This is a genomic window from Escherichia sp. E1130 (genome assembly GCF_005781065.1).
GTDB lineage: Bacteria > Pseudomonadota > Gammaproteobacteria > Enterobacterales > Enterobacteriaceae > Escherichia.
Genome location: NZ_VATL01000021.1, coordinates 76,621 through 94,125, shown reverse-complemented (window position 1 = coordinate 94,125; position 17,505 = coordinate 76,621). Strand labels below are relative to the sequence as shown.

The following is a 17,505-nucleotide window of genomic DNA, read 5'->3' as shown; positions in this document are numbered from 1 at the left end:
AGTCCCGTCCGTTCCGCCACCCTAATTAGGGGCGTAGTTCAATTGGTAGAGCACCGGTCTCCAAAACCGGGTGTTGGGAGTTCGAGTCTCTCCGCCCCTGCCAGAAATCATCCTTAGCGAAAGCTAAGGATTTTTTTTATCTAAAATAAGCCTCTCCGAAGTAAATCCTTCCACCGGCGTCCTTGCCAGCCATTCAGATTAATACACTTCATCTAGTACGTTAATTTTCAATAGATCTCGAATCAGCGCGTGTTTGTCGCTATTTTGCAGCCATATGGCATAGAGCGGCCGTGAAAGTGTTGTACTGTCGACAACAGTATGCAAACCGCCTTTTTTGCGCGCCCAACTTACCGGTAGCCAGGTGCAGCCATTAAGCATTTCAATCTGTTGTTGTGCCAGTTCAGCAGAACTGGTTGTCAGGATTGGAACTTCATCAGCACCGATCAAACCTGTCTCATGCTGTTGAAAATCCGGCCCCCATTCCAGACGCAGATAGTTAAGATCACCCTTTAACTTAGAGGGGGCGCTGGCATAGAGCGCTAAAGTGAAATGTCCCAACAACTGGCTACTAAATTCGTCCATTTTGGGCGCTTCAGTGGTAATAAGAAGATCAAGTTGACGTTCATGTAGCTGTTTTACCAGAGACTGTCGTTGAGCAATCCGCGCTTCAAATTGCAAGCCTGTGTGGGCATCCTGATTCTGATACAAGCGCCCCAGCCACTGATTAAGCATACACTCCCACAGCGAGGCGCTGGCACCGATAGAAAACTCATTATGTCGTGAGGTATGCGCCACCTCCTTGCGGGCGGCCTGCCAGGTGCTCATGAGCGTTTCTGCATAAGGCAGAAGCTTTTCTCCGGCAGCGGTTAAACGGATATTGTTTCTATGGCGGGTGAAAAGATTCACACCTAGTTGATTTTCCAGTTGTCTGATTCGAAAGCTCACGGCTGATTGGGTCAGATAGAGCGATTCCGCCGCTCGACCAAAGTGACGCGTTCGGCTAACTTCCAGGAAAGTTTTTAACAATTCCGTATCCACAGTGCTCTCCGCAAAATTATTTGTCGTTATGATTTAAATGTTTTGTTTTACACTCTGTCAAGCGTAACTAATACTCCGCGCCATAACTAGCTCGGTCAAAGAATTAGGAGCGTGCAGGATGGCGGAAAGCTTTACGACGACTAATCGATATTTCGACAATAAACATTATCCACGTGGATTCTCTCGTCATGGTGATTTCACCATCAAAGAGGCACAACTGCTTGAGCGTCATGGTTATGCCTTCAATGAGCTGGATCTCGGCAAGCGCGAGCCGGTTACCGAGGAAGAGAAACTCTTCGTAGCAGTATGCCGTGGCGAACGTGAGCCAGTGACAGAAGCAGAACGCGTGTGGTCCAAGTATATGACGCGTATTAAACGTCCAAAACGTTTTCATACCCTTTCCGGCGGTAAACCGCAGGTCGAAGGTGCTGAAGACTACACCGATTCCGACGATTAATAAAAAGGGCGAAATGCCCTTTTTTTATGTCAGCAGTTTTTGCAAATGGATGAGCAAGCGGTCAATCGCACGATAGCTAACCGCCTCCTGCAAATGCTGGCGTGTGATGATGTCAGACTGATCAATATCAGCAATGGTTCGTGCTACTTTCAGTAATCGCTGCCAGGCACGAATCGATAACCCCAGATGGATCAGCGTTTCTTCCAGCCACTGCGCATCTGCGCTCTCAAGCTTGCAGAATTGCCGTATTTCCGGGCTATCCAGCCAGGCATTCAGTTTATTCTGCCGCTTAAATTGGCGCTCTCTGGCGGCCATTACACGTTGTTTAACGGTGGCGCTGCTTTCTCCTGGCACTACCGCTTTACTCAAAATGCCGGGGGGCGGTAATGGGATCTCCAGTGAAAGGTCAAAGCGGTCAAGAAAGGGACCAGAGAGTCGGTTGAGATAACGTAATGTTTGTTCTGGTGTGCAGCGGTTATGGTTTCCCTGATAATGTCCGGTAGGGCTGGGGTTCATCGCCGCGACAAGCTGGAAACGGGCTGGATAGGTTATTTTTGCTCGCGTGCGTGAAAGATGGATCTGCCCGGATTCAATCGGCTCTCGCAAGGCATCCAGTGTACGCCGTTCAAATTCAGGTAGCTCATCAAGAAAAAGCACGCCGTTATGCGCCAGCGAAATTTCACCTGGACCTGGAATTGCACCACCGCCCACCATCGCAGTTAACGACGCACTGTGATGCGGTGAGCGGAACGGGCGCTGCCGCCATTGTTTTTGCACTGACTCGGCATTCACCAGGCTTAATATTGCGGCACTCTCCAGAGCTTCTTCATTACTTAAATCTGGCAATAAGCCATTAATACGGCTGGCGAGCATTGTTTTACCTGTTCCTGGTGGTCCAATCAGTAAAAGGTTGTGGCCCCCTGCGGCGGTAATTTCCAGCCCTCGCTTTCCTTGCTCCTGACCGACAACATCACTGAGATCATGTTGTAATATCCGGGATACAACATCAGTTGGTGACGGGCGTTCGAGAGCATGCTTACCTTCGAGAAACGCACAGACAGCCTGCAGATGATCGGCTATCAGGCATCCTTCACCGTTAATTAGCCCCACTTCATCTTCGTTATCTTTCGCGACGATAATTTTTCTGCCTGACTTAATGGCTTCAGTTGCACTGGAGATTGCGCCAGGAACGCCGCGCAGAGCGCCTGTAAGCGCCAGTTCCCCGACTAATTCATATTCATGCAACTTATTGGCTGTAAGCTGTTCAGAGGCTGCCAGCAAAGCAATAGCAATAGGTAAATCATATCGCCCTCCTTCTTTCGGCAGGTCGGCTGGTGCAAGGTTAATGGTGATTTTTTTCGCCGGATATTCATATCCGCTATTGATAATGGCGCTGCGCACGCGATCGCGTGCTTCTTTTACCGTTGTTTCTGGTAAGCCCACCATCGTTAATCCTGGTAGACCTTTACTGATATGAACCTCAACAGTGATCGGGGGTGCGTTTACTCCCAGAGCTGCACGAGTATGAACAATTGACAGTGACATAAGCCCTCCTTGAGCCACTATTATGAGCATAAGAGATCGCTGCTGTAGTCTGCTAGATTGCGTTAATTAGCGGCTGATTCCCGTTTATTTATGCAACGTGAACTGAGTTGTATGAGTGATGGAATAACTCTCGCAAAAATGAGAAGTAAAAAAATTAGCCTCTGAGCGAGGGTAAGAAATATACGGAAATTGAATTTTTTTCACTCACCTTTTTTTATATAAAAAACAATGGTTTTTATCGAAATGATTGGGAATTCAACAAAATATGATTAAAAAATATCTTGTGCTATTCGCAAAATCTATGGTAACTCTTTAGGCATTCCTTCGAACAAGATGCAAGAAAAGACAAAATGACAGCCCTTCTACGAGTGATTAGCCTGGTCGTGATTAGCGTGGTGGTGATTATTATCCCACCGTGCGGGGCTGCACTTGGACGAGGAAAGGCTTAAAGATCAAGCCTTAACGAACTAAGACCCCCGCACCGAAAGGTCCGGGGGTTTTTTTTGACCTTAAAAACATAACCGAGGAGCAGACAATGAATAACAGTACAAAATTCTGTTTCTCAAGATTCAGGACGGGGAACTAACTATGAATGGCGCACAGTGGGTGGTACATGCGTTGCGGGCACAGGGTGTGAACACCGTTTTCGGTTATCCGGGTGGCGCAATTATGCCGGTTTACGATGCATTGTATGACGGCGGCGTGGAGCACTTGCTGTGCCGACATGAACAGGGCGCGGCAATGGCGGCTATCGGTTATGCCCGTGCTACCGGTAAAACTGGCGTATGTATCGCCACGTCTGGTCCGGGCGCAACCAACCTGATAACCGGGCTTGCGGACGCACTGTTAGATTCCATCCCTGTTGTTGCCATCACCGGTCAGGTGTCTGCACCGTTCATCGGCACCGATGCATTTCAGGAAGTGGATGTACTGGGATTGTCATTAGCCTGTACCAAACACAGCTTCCTGGTACAGTCGCTGGAAGAGTTGCCGCGCATCATGGCCGAAGCGTTTGAGGTTGCCAGCTCAGGTCGTCCTGGTCCAGTTCTGGTCGATATCCCAAAAGATATCCAGTTAGCCAGCGGCGATCTGGAACCGTGGTTCACCACCGTTGAAAACGAAGTGACTTTCCCACATGCCGAAGTCGGGCAAGCGCGCCAGATGCTGGCAAAAGCGCAAAAACCGATGCTGTACGTTGGCGGTGGCGTGGGCATGGCACAGGCGGTTCCGGCTTTGCGTGAATTTCTCGCTGCCACAAAAATGCCTGCCACCTGTACGCTGAAAGGGCTGGGCGCAGTTGAAGCGGATTATCCGTACTATCTGGGAATGCTGGGAATGCACGGCACCAAAGCGGCGAACTTCGCGGTGCAGGAATGTGATTTACTGATCGCCGTAGGTGCACGTTTTGATGACCGGGTGACCGGCAAGCTGAACACCTTCGCACCACACGCCAGTGTTATCCATATGGATATCGATCCAGCAGAAATGAACAAGCTGCGTCAGGCACATGTGGCATTACAGGGTGATTTAAACACGCTGTTGCCTGCGTTACAGCACACGTTAAATATCAATGACTGGCAGCAATACTGCGCGCAGCTGCGTGATGAACATGCCTGGCGTTACGACCATCCCGGTGATGCTATCTACGCGCCGTTGTTGTTAAAACAACTGTCGGATCGTAAACCTGCGGATTGCGTCGTGACCACAGATGTGGGGCAGCACCAGATGTGGGCTGCGCAGCACATCGCCCATACTCGCCCGGAAAATTTCATCACCTCCAGCGGCTTAGGCACTATGGGATTCGGTTTACCGGCAGCGGTTGGCGCGCAAGTCGCACGACCGAACGATACCGTTGTCTGTATCTCCGGTGACGGCTCTTTCATGATGAATGTGCAAGAGCTGGGCACCGTAAAACGCAAGCAGTTACCGTTGAAAATCGTCTTACTCGATAACCAACGGTTAGGGATGGTTCGACAATGGCAGCAACTGTTTTTCCAGGAACGATACAGCGAAACCACCCTTACCGATAACCCCGATTTCCTCATGTTAGCCAGCGCCTTTGGCATCCCTGGCCAACACATCACCCGTAAAGACCAGGTTGAAGCGGCACTCGACACCATGCTTAACAGTGATGGGCCATACCTGCTTCATGTCTCAATCGACGAACTTGAGAACGTCTGGCCGCTGGTGCCGCCTGGTGCCAGTAATTCAGAAATGTTGGAGAAATTATCATGATGCAACATCAGGTCAATGTATCGGCTCGCTTCAATCCGGAAACCTTAGAACGTGTTTTACGCGTGGTGCGTCATCGTGGTTTCCACGTCTGCTCAATGAATATGGCCGCCGCCAGCGATGCACAAAATATAAATATCGAATTGACCGTTGCCAGCCCACGGTCGGTCGACTTACTGTTTAGTCAGTTAAATAAACTGGTGGACGTCGCACACGTTGCCATCTGCCAGAGCACAACCACATCACAACAAATCCGCGCCTGAGCGCAAAAGGAATATAAAAATGACCACGAAGAAAGCTGATTACATTTGGTTCAATGGGGAGATGGTTCGCTGGGAAGACGCGAAGGTGCATGTGATGTCGCACGCGCTGCACTATGGCACCTCGGTTTTTGAAGGCATCCGTTGCTACGACTCGCACAAAGGACCGGTTGTATTCCGCCATCGTGAGCATATGCAGCGTCTGCATGACTCCGCCAAAATCTATCGCTTCCCGGTTTCGCAGAGCATTGATGAGCTGATGGAAGCTTGTCGTGACGTGATCCGCAAAAACAATCTCACCAGCGCCTATATCCGTCCGCTGATCTTCGTCGGTGATGTTGGCATGGGCGTAAACCCGCCTGCGGGATACTCAACCGACGTGATTATCGCCGCTTTCCCGTGGGGAGCGTATCTGGGGGCAGAAGCGCTGGAGCAGGGGATCGATGCGATGGTTTCCTCCTGGAACCGCGCAGCACCAAACACCATCCCAACCGCGGCAAAAGCCGGTGGTAACTACCTCTCTTCCCTGCTGGTGGGTAGCGAAGCGCGCCGCCACGGTTATCAGGAAGGTATCGCGCTGGATGTGAACGGTTATATCTCTGAAGGCGCAGGCGAAAACCTGTTTGAAGTGAAAGACGGTGTGCTGTTCACCCCACCGTTTACCTCTTCCGCGCTGCCGGGTATCACCCGTGACGCCATCATCAAACTGGCGAAAGAGCTGGGAATTGAAGTGCGTGAGCAGGTGCTGTCGCGCGAATCACTGTACCTGGCGGATGAAGTGTTTATGTCCGGTACGGCGGCAGAAATCACGCCAGTGCGCAGCGTAGACGGGATTCAGGTTGGCGAAGGCCGTTGCGGCCCGGTTACCAAACGCATTCAGCAAGCCTTCTTCGGCCTCTTCACTGGCGAAACCGAAGATAAATGGGGCTGGTTGGATCAAGTTAATCAATAAATACAAAAAATGGGACGGCACGCACCGTCCCATTTACGAGACAGACACTGGGAGTAAATAAAGTATGCCTAAGTACCGTTCCGCCACCACCACTCATGGTCGTAATATGGCGGGTGCTCGTGCGCTGTGGCGCGCCACCGGAATGACCGACGCCGATTTCGGTAAGCCGATTATCGCGGTTGTGAACTCGTTCACCCAATTTGTACCGGGTCACGTCCATCTGCGCGATCTCGGTAAACTGGTCGCCGAACAAATTGAAGCGGCTGGCGGTGTTGCCAAAGAGTTCAACACCATTGCGGTGGATGATGGGATCGCCATGGGCCACGGGGGGATGCTTTATTCACTGCCATCTCGCGAACTGATCGCTGATTCCGTTGAGTATATGGTCAACGCCCATTGCGCCGACGCCATGGTCTGCATCTCTAACTGCGACAAAATCACCCCGGGGATGCTGATGGCTTCCCTGCGATTAAACATTCCGGTGATCTTCGTTTCCGGCGGCCCGATGGAGGCCGGGAAAACCAAACTGTCCGATCAGATCATCAAGCTCGATCTGGTTGATGCGATGATCCAGGGGGCAGACCCGAAAGTTTCTGACTCCCAGAGCGATCAGGTTGAACGTTCCGCCTGCCCAACCTGCGGTTCCTGCTCCGGGATGTTTACCGCTAACTCGATGAACTGCCTGACCGAAGCGTTGGGCCTGTCGCAACCGGGTAATGGCTCGCTGCTGGCGACCCACGCCGACCGTAAGCAGCTGTTCCTCAATGCCGGTAAACGCATTGTTGAATTGACCAAACGTTACTACGAGCAAAACGACGAAAGTGCACTGCCGCGTAATATCGCCAGTAAGGCGGCGTTTGAAAACGCCATGACGCTGGATATCGCAATGGGCGGTTCTACCAACACGGTACTTCACCTGCTGGCGGCGGCGCAGGAAGCGGAAATCGACTTCACCATGAGTGATATCGATAAACTTTCCCGAAAGGTTCCGCAGCTGTGTAAAGTTGCGCCGAGCACCCAGAAATACCATATGGAAGATGTTCATCGTGCTGGTGGTGTTATCGGTATTCTCGGTGAACTGGATCGCGCGGGATTACTGAACCGTGATGTGAAAAACGTACTTGGCCTGACGTTGCCGCAAACGCTGGAACAATACGACGTTATGCTGACCCAGGATGACGCGGTAAAAAATATGTTCCGCGCTGGCCCTGCGGGTATTCGTACTACACAAGCATTCTCGCAGGATTGCCGTTGGGATTCTCTCGATGACGACCGCGCAAACGGCTGCATCCGCTCGCTGGAGCACGCGTACAGCAAAGACGGCGGCCTGGCGGTACTCTACGGTAACTTTGCGGAAAACGGCTGCATCGTGAAAACCGCAGGCGTCGATGACAGCATCCTCAAATTCACCGGCCCGGCGAAAGTGTACGAAAGCCAGGACGACGCGGTAGAAGCTATCCTCGGCGGTAAAGTCGTCGCGGGTGATGTGGTAGTAATTCGCTATGAAGGCCCGAAAGGCGGCCCTGGCATGCAGGAAATGCTCTACCCAACCAGCTTCCTGAAATCGATGGGACTCGGCAAAGCCTGTGCGCTGATCACCGACGGTCGTTTCTCCGGCGGGACTTCCGGCCTCTCCATCGGCCACGTTTCACCGGAAGCGGCAAGCGGGGGCAATATCGCGATCATTGAAGATGGCGACCTGATCGAAATCGACATTCCGAATCGCGGCATTCAGTTGCAACTGAGCGAGCAGGAAATTGCCGCGCGTCGTGAAGCGCAGGAAGCGCGTGGCGACCAGGCCTGGACGCCGAAAAACCGTGAACGCCAGGTTTCCTTTGCCTTGCGCGCCTACGCCAGCCTGGCAACCAGCGCCGACAAAGGTGCGGTGCGCGATAAATCGAAACTGGGGGGTTAATGATGGCAGACTCACAACCCCTCTCCGGCGCTCCGGAAGGTGCCGAATATTTAAGGGCGGTGCTACGCGCACCGGTCTATGAAGCGGCGCAGGTCACGCCGCTACAAAAAATGGAAAAGCTGTCGTCGCGTCTTGATAACGTGATTCTGGTTAAGCGCGAAGACCGCCAGCCAGTGCACAGCTTTAAGCTGCGTGGCGCATACGCCATGATGGCGGGCCTGACGGAAGGACAGAAAGCGCATGGCGTGATCACCGCCTCGGCGGGTAACCACGCGCAGGGCGTGGCGTTTTCTTCCGCACGGTTAGGCGTGAAGGCGCTGATCGTCATGCCAACCGCCACCGCTGACATCAAAGTTGATGCGGTGCGCGGCTTCGGTGGCGAAGTGCTGCTTCACGGCGCAAACTTTGATGAAGCGAAAGCCAAAGCAATTGAACTGTCGCAGCAGCAGGGCTTCACCTGGGTACCGCCGTTCGATCATCCGATGGTGATCGCCGGGCAAGGCACGCTGGCGCTGGAACTGCTCCAGCAGGACGCCCATCTTGATCGCGTATTTGTACCGGTCGGCGGCGGCGGCCTGGCGGCGGGTGTGGCAGTGCTGATCAAACAGCTGATGCCGCAAATCAAAGTGATCGCCGTAGAAGCGGAAGACTCCGCCTGCCTGAAAGCGGCGCTGGATGCAGGTCATCCCGTTGATTTGCCGCGCGTAGGGCTATTTGCTGAAGGCGTTGCGGTAAAACGCATCGGCGACGAAACCTTCCGTTTATGCCAGGAGTATCTCGACGACATCATCACCGTCGACAGCGATGCTATCTGTGCGGCGATGAAAGACCTGTTCGAAGATGTGCGCGCGGTGGCGGAGCCGTCTGGCGCGCTGGCGCTGGCGGGGATGAAAAAATACATCGCCCAGCACAACATTCGCGGAGAACGACTGGCGCATGTACTTTCGGGGGCAAACGTCAATTTCCACGGCCTGCGCTACGTCTCGGAACGCTGCGAACTGGGCGAACAGCGTGAAGCGTTGCTGGCGGTGACCATCCCGGAAGAAAAAGGCAGTTTCCTCAAATTCTGCCAGCTGCTTGGCGGGCGCTCGGTCACCGAGTTCAATTATCGCTTTGCCGATGCCAAAAACGCCTGCATCTTTGTCGGCGTGCGCCTGAGCCGTGGCCTTGAAGAGCGCAAAGAAATTTTGCAGATGCTCAACGATGGCGGCTACAGCGTGGTTGATCTCTCCGACGACGAAATGGCGAAGCTACATGTGCGCTATATGGTCGGCGGGCGTCCATCGCATCCGTTGCAGGAACGCCTCTACAGTTTCGAATTCCCGGAATCGCCCGGTGCGCTGCTGCGCTTCCTCAACACATTAGGCACGCACTGGAACATCTCTTTGTTCCACTATCGCAGCCATGGCACCGACTACGGGCGCGTGCTGGCGGCGTTCGAACTTGGCGATCATGAACCGGATTTCGAAACGCGGCTGAATGAGCTGGGCTACGATTGCCACGACGAAACCAATAACCCGGCGTTCAGGTTCTTTTTGGCGGGTTAACTCAGCGTTTCGGTTTTCAGGCCCACAAAGTAAAGTGGGCCTAATATCCAGATATGATCTTCCCTCAGTTATTGGGCTTTTCTGCCAGTCCGAAGCATCCACTCATTCAATTTTGCGAGACGTTTTCCAGAAGGCGCTCAACCTGCTTGTGGTGAAACTCGGCTCACAATATCGTTAGCACCGCCATTTTGGTTATTTTTGCACCGCTATCACTTGCACCAGTCAAAAGCAATGTATAAAATTTTATACACAAGGATATTATGTTACTCTCCCTAGCTCTCTCCAATGAAAAAGAAATTCGATGGGTGGGATCTTCTCTGGAGGATCTCCTGGCTTTTCCCAAAACGGTACGTAAAGCCGTCGGTTATCAGCTTCACAAAATTCAGTATGGAATTGAACCCGATGACTGGAAACCGTTTTCAGAAATTGGGGCTGGGGTAAATGAAATTCGTATTCGTGACAACAATGGCATCTATCGCGTTATGTATGTTGCGAAGTTCGTAGAAGCGCTCTACGTTTTGCATAGTTTCCAGAAACAGACGCAACAAACCAGTCAGCACGATAAAAACATCGCCAGAACGCGTTATAACCGGGTGGTGCAACAACGGAGAAACAGCCTGTGATTGCCAAAACTGATAGTGATATTCGCCATGTGACGCCATCTGGCGGTAATGTTTTTGCTGATTTGGGGTTTGATAAGCAGGAAGCTGAAAAGCTTTACGCTGATTCCCTGAGTGAAATTGAAAACACGTTAGTCATCAAAGAACAGCTCATGGAAGAAATTACCCTCTGGATTAAGCAAAACCAGATGAAGCAAGCCGAGGTGGCAACCGTTTTACATATATCACGGCCGCGCGTCTCTGATGTCGTCAACAAGAAATGCAGCAAATTCACCATCGATGCTTTGGTGAATATGCTAAGTCGTATTGGGAAGCCCGTTCGGGTAATGGTGGGGCCGTAAAACTAATTCGGCAAAATCTTCCAGAACGCCTCAATCAGCGGCTCATGCAGCCGCTTTTTTTGTGCGCAAACGCCCAGCTCAAACGGCGTTTTCTCATCGCTGCGCTCTAAAATCATCACGCGGTTACGTACTGGTTCCGGGCTGTTTTCCAGCACCACTTCCGGCAACAAGGCCACGCCGCAGCCGAGCGCCACCATCGATACCATCGCTTCATGTCCGCCAACCGTGGCGTAAATCATCGGGTTGCTGATTTTATTGCGTCGAAACCACAGTTCAATGCGGCGGCGTACCGGTCCCTGATCGGCCATGATAAACGGCACTGTAGACCAGTCCGGCTTCTCTACCGAAACCTGATTACGCACCGGGCACGGTAGGGCAGGCGCGATCAGCACCACCGTCAGATTCTCCAGCATCGAAAACGCCACTGCGCCGGGCAAGGTTTCCGGTTTACCAGCAATTGCCAGATCCGCTTCGCCAGTGACCACCTTTTCCATCGCATCTGCCGCATCACCAGTAGTGAGTTTAATCTCCACTGACGGATGTTCCGCGCGGAAGCGGTCGAGAATCGGAGGAAGATGGCTGTAAGCGGCGGTCACCGAGCAGAAGATATGTAATTCTCCAGAGAGCGACGGCCCTTGCTGATCGATGGTGTGGCGCAGTTGCTGATACTGCAACAACGTTTGCTGGGCGAAAACACGCAGCTCTTCCCCCGCTTCCGTCAGCGTTACCGTGCGGTTATCGCGCACAAACAGCGGCTGACCAAGATCTTCTTCCAGGCGCTGAATCTGCCGTGAGAGCGTGGATGGGCTTACGTGCATCGCCCGCGCGCTGCGGCCAAAATGGCGGCTTTCCGCCAGATGCAGGAAGGTTTTCAGATCGCGTAAATCCAATGGCGCAGCCCTCAATCTTGACGTTGCAGAAATTGCAATGTGACGTTGTGAATATATCAATTTCCGCAATAAATTTCCTGTCATATAGTGAATTCAATCTCGCAAACGCGAACCGAACAATAAGAAGCACAACATCACGAGGAATCACCATGGCTAACTACTTCAATACACTGAACCTGCGCCAGCAGCTGGCACAGCTGGGCAAATGTCGCTTTATGGGGCGCGATGAATTCGCCGACGGCGCGAGCTACCTTCAGGGTAAAAAAGTGGTCATCGTCGGCTGTGGCGCACAGGGTCTGAATCAGGGCCTGAACATGCGTGATTCTGGTCTCGATATCTCCTACGCTCTGCGTAAAGAAGCAATCGCTGAGAAACGCGCATCCTGGCGTAAAGCGACCGAAAATGGTTTTAAAGTGGGTACTTACGAAGAACTGATCCCGCAGGCGGATTTGGTGGTTAACCTGACGCCGGACAAGCAGCACTCTGATGTAGTGCGCACCGTACAGCCACTGATGAAAGACGGCGCGGCGCTGGGTTACTCGCACGGTTTCAACATCGTCGAAGTGGGCGAGCAGATCCGTAAAGACATCACCGTAGTAATGGTTGCGCCGAAATGCCCTGGCACCGAAGTACGTGAAGAGTACAAACGTGGATTCGGCGTACCGACGCTGATTGCCGTTCATCCGGAAAACGATCCGAAAGGCGAAGGCATGGCGATCGCTAAAGCATGGGCGGCAGCAACCGGTGGCCACCGTGCGGGCGTGCTGGAATCTTCCTTCGTTGCGGAAGTGAAATCTGACCTGATGGGCGAGCAAACTATTCTGTGCGGTATGTTGCAGGCTGGCTCTCTGCTGTGCTTCGACAAGCTGGTGGAAGAAGGCACCGATCCGGCATACGCAGAAAAACTGATTCAGTTCGGTTGGGAAACCATCACCGAAGCGCTGAAACAGGGCGGCATCACGCTGATGATGGACCGTCTCTCTAACCCGGCGAAACTGCGTGCTTACGCGCTGTCAGAACAACTGAAAGAGATCATGGCACCGCTGTTCCAGAAACATATGGACGACATCATCTCCGGCGAATTCTCCTCCGGCATGATGGCGGACTGGGCCAACGACGATAAGAAACTGCTGACCTGGCGTGAAGAAACCGGCAAAACCGCGTTCGAAACCGCGCCGCAGTATGAAGGCAAAATCGGCGAGCAGGAGTACTTCGATAAGGGCGTACTGATGATCGCGATGGTAAAAGCTGGCGTTGAGCTGGCGTTTGAAACCATGGTTGATTCAGGCATCATTGAAGAGTCTGCCTACTATGAATCACTGCACGAACTGCCGCTGATTGCCAACACCATCGCCCGTAAGCGTCTGTACGAAATGAACGTGGTTATCTCTGATACCGCCGAGTACGGTAACTATCTGTTCTCTTACGCTTGTGTGCCGCTGCTGAAACCGTTTATGGCAGAGCTGCAACCGGGCGACCTGGGTAAAGCTATTCCGGAAGGTGCGGTAGATAACGCGCAGCTGCGTGATGTGAATGAAGCGATTCGCAGCCATGCGATTGAGCAGGTAGGTAAGAAACTGCGCGGCTATATGACGGATATGAAACGTATTGCTGTTGCGGGTTAATAGCGATTCAGAGTTCAAGGCCTTCTCCTGGAGAAGGCCTTGCTGTTAGTTGCGGTATAACACCTTAATGATGTGGTAACCGAACTGGGTGTGCAGCGGGCCGGTTGGCTCCAGTACAGGACAAGAGAAAACCACTTTATCGAACGCCGGAACCATCTGACCCTGGCGGAATTCACCTAAATCACCGCCGCGTTTGCCTGATGGGCAAATGGAGTGTTTCTTCGCCAGCTTGCCGAAATCGGCACCGTTCTTAATCTGCTCGAGAAGATCCAGAGCCAGTTTCTCTTCTTTTACAAGGATATGCAGTGCTGCTGCTGTTTTTGCCATGATCGTGCCTTGAGTGGTAAGGATGAGGCTGGCTATACTACCACGCTGTTATTTTCCCCTCCCGACTTTCATTGAGCGATTTTCCTATGCGTCTAAACCCCGGCCAACAACAAGCTGTCGAATTCGTTACCGGCCCCTGCCTGGTGCTGGCGGGCGCGGGTTCCGGTAAAACTCGTGTTATCACCAATAAAATCGCCCATCTGATCCGCGGTTGCGGTTATCAGGCGCGACATATCGCGGCGGTGACCTTTACCAATAAGGCGGCGCGCGAGATGAAAGAGCGTGTCGGGCAGACGCTGGGGCGTAAAGAGGCGCGCGGGCTGATGATCTCCACCTTCCACACGCTGGGGCTGGATATCATCAAACGCGAGTATGCAGCATTGGGGATGAAGGCAAACTTCTCGTTGTTTGACGATACCGATCAGCTTGCTTTGCTTAAAGAGTTGACCGAAGGGCTGATCGAAGATGATAAAGTTCTCTTGCAACAGCTAATTTCGACCATCTCCAATTGGAAAAACGATCTAAAAACACCGGCGCAGGCGGCGGCAGAGGCAAAGGGCGAGCGGGATCGAATTTTTGCCCATTGTTATGGACTGTATGATGCGCACCTGAAAGCGTGCAATGTTCTCGACTTCGACGATCTGATTTTATTGCCGACGTTACTTCTGCAACGCAATGAAGAAGTACGCGAGCGCTGGCAGAACAAAATTCGCTACCTGCTGGTGGATGAATATCAGGACACCAACACCAGCCAGTATGAGCTGGTGAAACTGCTGGTGGGCAGCCGCGCGCGCTTTACCGTGGTGGGTGACGATGACCAGTCGATCTACTCCTGGCGCGGCGCACGTCCGCAAAACCTGGTGCTGCTGAGTCAGGATTTCCCGGCGTTGAAGGTGATTAAACTCGAGCAGAACTACCGCTCTTCCGGGCGTATTCTGAAAGCGGCGAATATTCTGATCGCCAATAACCCGCACGTCTTTGAAAAGCGTCTGTTCTCCGAACTGGGCTACGGCGCGGAGCTAAAAGTTTTAAGCGCGAATAACGAGGAACATGAAGCCGAGCGCGTCACCGGTGAACTGATTGCGCATCACTTCGTCAATAAAACGCAGTACAAAGATTACGCCATCCTTTATCGCGGTAACCATCAGTCGCGGGTGTTTGAAAAATTCCTGATGCAAAACCGCATCCCGTACAAAATATCCGGTGGTACGTCGTTTTTCTCTCGTCCTGAAATCAAGGATTTGCTGGCTTATCTGCGCGTGCTGACTAACCCGGACGATGACAGCGCATTTCTGCGTATCGTTAACACGCCGAAGCGAGAGATTGGCCCGGCTACGCTGAAAAAGCTGGGTGAGTGGGCGATGACGCGCAATAAAAGCATGTTTACCGCCAGCTTTGATATGGGCCTGAGTCAGACGCTTAGCGGACGTGGTTATGAAGCATTGACCCGCTTCACTCACTGGTTGGCAGAAATCCAGCGTCTGGCGGAGCGGGAGCCGATTGCCGCGGTGCGTGATCTGATCCACGGCATGGATTATGAATCCTGGCTGTATGAAACATCGCCCAGTCCGAAAGCTGCCGAAATGCGAATGAAGAACGTTAACCAGTTATTTAGCTGGATGACGGAGATGCTGGAAGGCAGCGAACTGGATGAGCCGATGACGTTAACCCAAGTGGTGACGCGCTTTACTCTTCGCGACATGATGGAACGGGGGGAAAGCGAGGAAGAACTGGATCAGGTGCAACTGATGACCCTGCACGCGTCGAAAGGGCTGGAGTTTCCCTATGTCTACATGGTCGGTATGGAAGAAGGATTTTTGCCGCACCAGAGCAGCATCGATGAAGACAATATCGATGAGGAGCGGCGGCTGGCCTATGTCGGCATCACCCGCGCCCAGAAGGAATTGACCTTTACGCTATGTAAAGAGCGTCGTCAGTACGGTGAACTGGTGCGCCCGGAGCCGAGCCGATTTTTACTGGAGCTGCCGCAGGATGATCTGATTTGGGAACAGGAGCGTAAAGTGGTCAGCGCCGAAGAACGGATGCAGAAAGGGCAAAGCCATCTGGCGAATCTGAAAGCGATGATGGCGGCAAAACGAGGGAAATAATCACTCCCTGGGGAAGCCGGAAAAGATGCGTCAGCATCGCATCCAGCACCTTGCACGTTAATGCACTTCCAGCGGCCAGTGGACATAGCTCTGCCACTGGCTTTCCTGATCGATAACCTCTGTACCCAGCGGATGCTGGGTCAGCCAACCTTGTGGCAGCGTTAAGGTCAACTGCTCATGATCGGCCTGTAATTTAATATCTGGTACTAAATCATCACGACGACGGCTGGCAAAAATGATGGCGAGGCGCAGTAAACGACAGAGTTGTTCTGCGACGCGCGGCGGTACGGCATTTTGCTGATGCAGCGATGAGAGATCGACCGGATTCGTCTGGTTGAGTAATAACGTCGCCAGCAGCTTTTTCTGCGCGGGGGTAAAACCGGGAAGATCCAGGTTACGCACCAGATAAGCGGCATGTTGCGGCGCTTGTTTGAAATCAACGCTAAGGCCAATTTCATGAAGCTGACAGGCACTGACCAGTAAATCGCGGCTAATCGCTTCAAGATGCCAGGTATTTTCGACCTGATCGAACAAGTTAGCGGCGAGTTTAGCCACACGCTGTGCTTGATCGGTATCAATCATAAAGCGACGTTGAATATTACGCAGTGTTCGGCTGCGAATATCCTGCTCGACCGCCAGATGTAACATGCCGTAAACCAGGCCTTCACGTAGTGCGCCGCCGGCCAGCGTCATACACTGGATATTCAGCTCGGTAAAAATGGCTATCAGGATCGCCAGACCACTTGGGAATACTAACGCGCGTTCCAGCGTCAGCCCTTCGATTTCCAACTCTTCCAGCCTGCCACAGTGAATAGCGCGCTGTTTCAGTTGCTGCAATTTCGCCAGGGTAATGCGTTCATCCATACCCTGCGCCATCATGATTTCCTGCAAAGCCTGCACGGTGCCGGAAGCACCAACGCACACCTTCCAGCCGTGATAGCGCAATTCATCGGCAACTGGACGTAGCACTTCGCGCGCGGCTTGTTCGGCTGCGACAAAGTTTTCTTGCCCCAGATTACGATCGGCAAAATAGCGCTCAAGCCAGGTAACGCAGCCCATAGACAGGCTGAACAAGGACGTCGTTTGTGCGCCGGTGCCGGTTACCAGTTCAGTACTGGCGCCGCCGATATCTACCACCAGGCGCTGATCGGCACCGCCAGTGGTGTGAGCAACGCCCTGATAAATCAGGCGTGCTTCCTCTTCACCGCTAATGACCTGTACCGGACAGCCAAGGATTTCCTGCGCTTTAGCGATGAAATCACCAGCATTGACGGCAAGACGTAACGTCGCCGTGGCGACAACGCGAATTTGCGAGGGAGGGATATCTTGCAAACGTTCAGCAAACAGACGCAGGCATTGCCAGCCGCGCTCCATTGCTTCATTAGACAGGGCATTTTCGCTGTTCAGGCCAGCAGCCAGACGCACTTTGCGTTTAATTCGCGTCAGCGTCTGGATACTGCCAGCCACCTCGCGCACAACCAGCATATGAAAACTATTCGAACCGAGATCAATAGCGGCATAAAGCGACGAGGTGGAACCCATACTCTTCATCCTTCAATCTGTCTCTGCGTTGGCTGCGTTCTTTCACCCAAATCACTTACTACAATAAGCTCGTCGGGATTCATTCTCTTGCCATCTTGATACAGTT

General features: G+C 52.7%; 17 protein-coding genes and 1 tRNA gene. 13 read left to right on the top strand and 5 right to left on the bottom strand.

Translation table 11 applies throughout. From position 1 onward, the window contains the following. Positions 1 to 27: 27 nt before the first annotated feature. Positions 28 to 103: transfer RNA gene (locus FEK66_RS19730), tRNA-Trp, on the top strand. A 95-nt stretch (positions 104 to 198) separates the two neighbouring features. Here the strand turns inward: FEK66_RS19730 and hdfR are convergent. After that, the gene (gene hdfR / locus FEK66_RS19725) at positions 199 to 1,038 is read right to left on the bottom strand and encodes an HTH-type transcriptional regulator HdfR (RefSeq protein WP_130209370.1); all 840 of its coding nucleotides are present in this window, start codon (positions 1,036 to 1,038) and stop codon (positions 199 to 201) included. A 118-nt stretch (positions 1,039 to 1,156) separates the two neighbouring features. Between hdfR and maoP the strand changes: the two genes are divergently transcribed. Next, complete coding sequence (gene maoP, locus FEK66_RS19720) at positions 1,157 to 1,495, top strand: macrodomain Ori organization protein MaoP (protein ID WP_000841001.1); 339 nt, start codon at positions 1,157 to 1,159, stop codon at positions 1,493 to 1,495. Between the two features lie 24 nt (positions 1,496 to 1,519). On the opposite strand, the gene FEK66_RS19715 is transcribed toward maoP, so the two are convergent. Further along, positions 1,520 to 3,040: a YifB family Mg chelatase-like AAA ATPase gene (locus FEK66_RS19715; RefSeq protein ID WP_130209372.1), complete on the bottom strand. Its 1,521-nt coding sequence runs from the start codon at positions 3,038 to 3,040 to the stop codon at positions 1,520 to 1,522. A gap of 350 nt (positions 3,041 to 3,390) precedes the next feature. Here FEK66_RS19715 and ilvL point away from each other — a divergent pair, with 350 nt between their 5' ends. The 9 genes from ilvL to FEK66_RS19670 all read left to right on the top strand — a co-directional run bounded on the left by ilvL (position 3,391) and on the right by FEK66_RS19670 (position 10,907). Next, on the top strand, positions 3,391 to 3,489 hold the full coding sequence (ilvL, locus tag FEK66_RS19710; protein WP_001311244.1) for an ilv operon leader peptide: 99 nt from the start codon (positions 3,391 to 3,393) through the stop codon (positions 3,487 to 3,489). An 86-nt stretch (positions 3,490 to 3,575) separates the two neighbouring features. Beyond that, positions 3,576 to 3,626, top strand: coding sequence for a peptide IlvX (gene ilvX / locus FEK66_RS19705; protein WP_001387183.1), 51 nt, complete (start codon positions 3,576 to 3,578; stop codon positions 3,624 to 3,626). A gap of 2 nt (positions 3,627 to 3,628) precedes the next feature. Beyond that, entirely contained in the window at positions 3,629 to 5,275 is a 1,647-nt protein-coding gene (ilvG, locus tag FEK66_RS19700) for an acetolactate synthase 2 catalytic subunit (protein ID WP_135495435.1), read from the top strand. Then, positions 5,272 to 5,535 (top strand): acetolactate synthase 2 small subunit, encoded by a 264-nt coding sequence (gene ilvM, locus FEK66_RS19695; protein ID WP_000983255.1) that lies wholly within the window; start codon positions 5,272 to 5,274, stop codon positions 5,533 to 5,535. Before ilvG ends, ilvM begins: the two co-directional genes overlap by 4 nt. Positions 5,536 to 5,554: 19 nt before the next feature. After that, the gene (ilvE, locus tag FEK66_RS19690) at positions 5,555 to 6,484 is read left to right on the top strand and encodes a branched-chain-amino-acid transaminase (RefSeq protein WP_000208520.1); all 930 of its coding nucleotides are present in this window, start codon (positions 5,555 to 5,557) and stop codon (positions 6,482 to 6,484) included. A 64-nt stretch (positions 6,485 to 6,548) separates the two neighbouring features. Next, entirely contained in the window at positions 6,549 to 8,399 is a 1,851-nt protein-coding gene (gene ilvD / locus FEK66_RS19685) for a dihydroxy-acid dehydratase (protein WP_135495436.1), read from the top strand. A gap of 2 nt (positions 8,400 to 8,401) precedes the next feature. Further along, positions 8,402 to 9,946, top strand: coding sequence for a threonine ammonia-lyase, biosynthetic (gene ilvA, locus FEK66_RS19680; protein ID WP_138211529.1), 1,545 nt, complete (start codon positions 8,402 to 8,404; stop codon positions 9,944 to 9,946). A 305-nt stretch (positions 9,947 to 10,251) separates the two neighbouring features. After that, entirely contained in the window at positions 10,252 to 10,569 is a 318-nt protein-coding gene (locus FEK66_RS19675; RefSeq protein WP_167854263.1) for a type II toxin-antitoxin system RelE/ParE family toxin, read from the top strand. Further along, the gene (locus FEK66_RS19670) at positions 10,566 to 10,907 is read left to right on the top strand and encodes a helix-turn-helix domain-containing protein (RefSeq protein ID WP_130258653.1); all 342 of its coding nucleotides are present in this window, start codon (positions 10,566 to 10,568) and stop codon (positions 10,905 to 10,907) included. The genes FEK66_RS19675 and FEK66_RS19670 overlap by 4 nt, the downstream gene beginning before the upstream one ends. A 2-nt stretch (positions 10,908 to 10,909) precedes the next feature. Here FEK66_RS19670 and ilvY read toward each other — a convergent pair whose 3' ends face one another. Continuing rightward, positions 10,910 to 11,797 (bottom strand): HTH-type transcriptional activator IlvY, encoded by an 888-nt coding sequence (gene ilvY / locus FEK66_RS19665; RefSeq protein ID WP_135403528.1) that lies wholly within the window; start codon positions 11,795 to 11,797, stop codon positions 10,910 to 10,912. Between the two features lie 149 nt (positions 11,798 to 11,946). Here ilvY and ilvC point away from each other — a divergent pair, with 149 nt between their 5' ends. Then, the gene (gene ilvC, locus FEK66_RS19660; protein WP_000024951.1) at positions 11,947 to 13,422 is read left to right on the top strand and encodes a ketol-acid reductoisomerase; all 1,476 of its coding nucleotides are present in this window, start codon (positions 11,947 to 11,949) and stop codon (positions 13,420 to 13,422) included. Positions 13,423 to 13,467: 45 nt separating this feature from the next. Here the strand turns inward: ilvC and ppiC are convergent, their stop codons facing one another. After that, a complete protein-coding gene (gene ppiC / locus FEK66_RS19655; protein WP_001140251.1) occupies positions 13,468 to 13,749 on the bottom strand; it encodes a peptidylprolyl isomerase PpiC in 282 nt (93 codons plus the stop codon). Positions 13,750 to 13,835: 86 nt separating this feature from the next. On the opposite strand from ppiC, the gene rep reads away from it, so the two are divergent. Next, positions 13,836 to 15,857, top strand: a complete 2,022-nt coding sequence (gene rep, locus FEK66_RS19650) for a DNA helicase Rep (RefSeq protein ID WP_001238867.1) — start codon at positions 13,836 to 13,838, stop codon at positions 15,855 to 15,857. Between the two features lie 57 nt (positions 15,858 to 15,914). On the opposite strand, the gene gppA is transcribed toward rep, so the two are convergent. Beyond that, a complete protein-coding gene (gene gppA / locus FEK66_RS19645; RefSeq protein WP_135410607.1) occupies positions 15,915 to 17,399 on the bottom strand; it encodes a guanosine-5'-triphosphate,3'-diphosphate diphosphatase in 1,485 nt (494 codons plus the stop codon). Positions 17,400 to 17,505 lie beyond the last annotated feature (106 nt).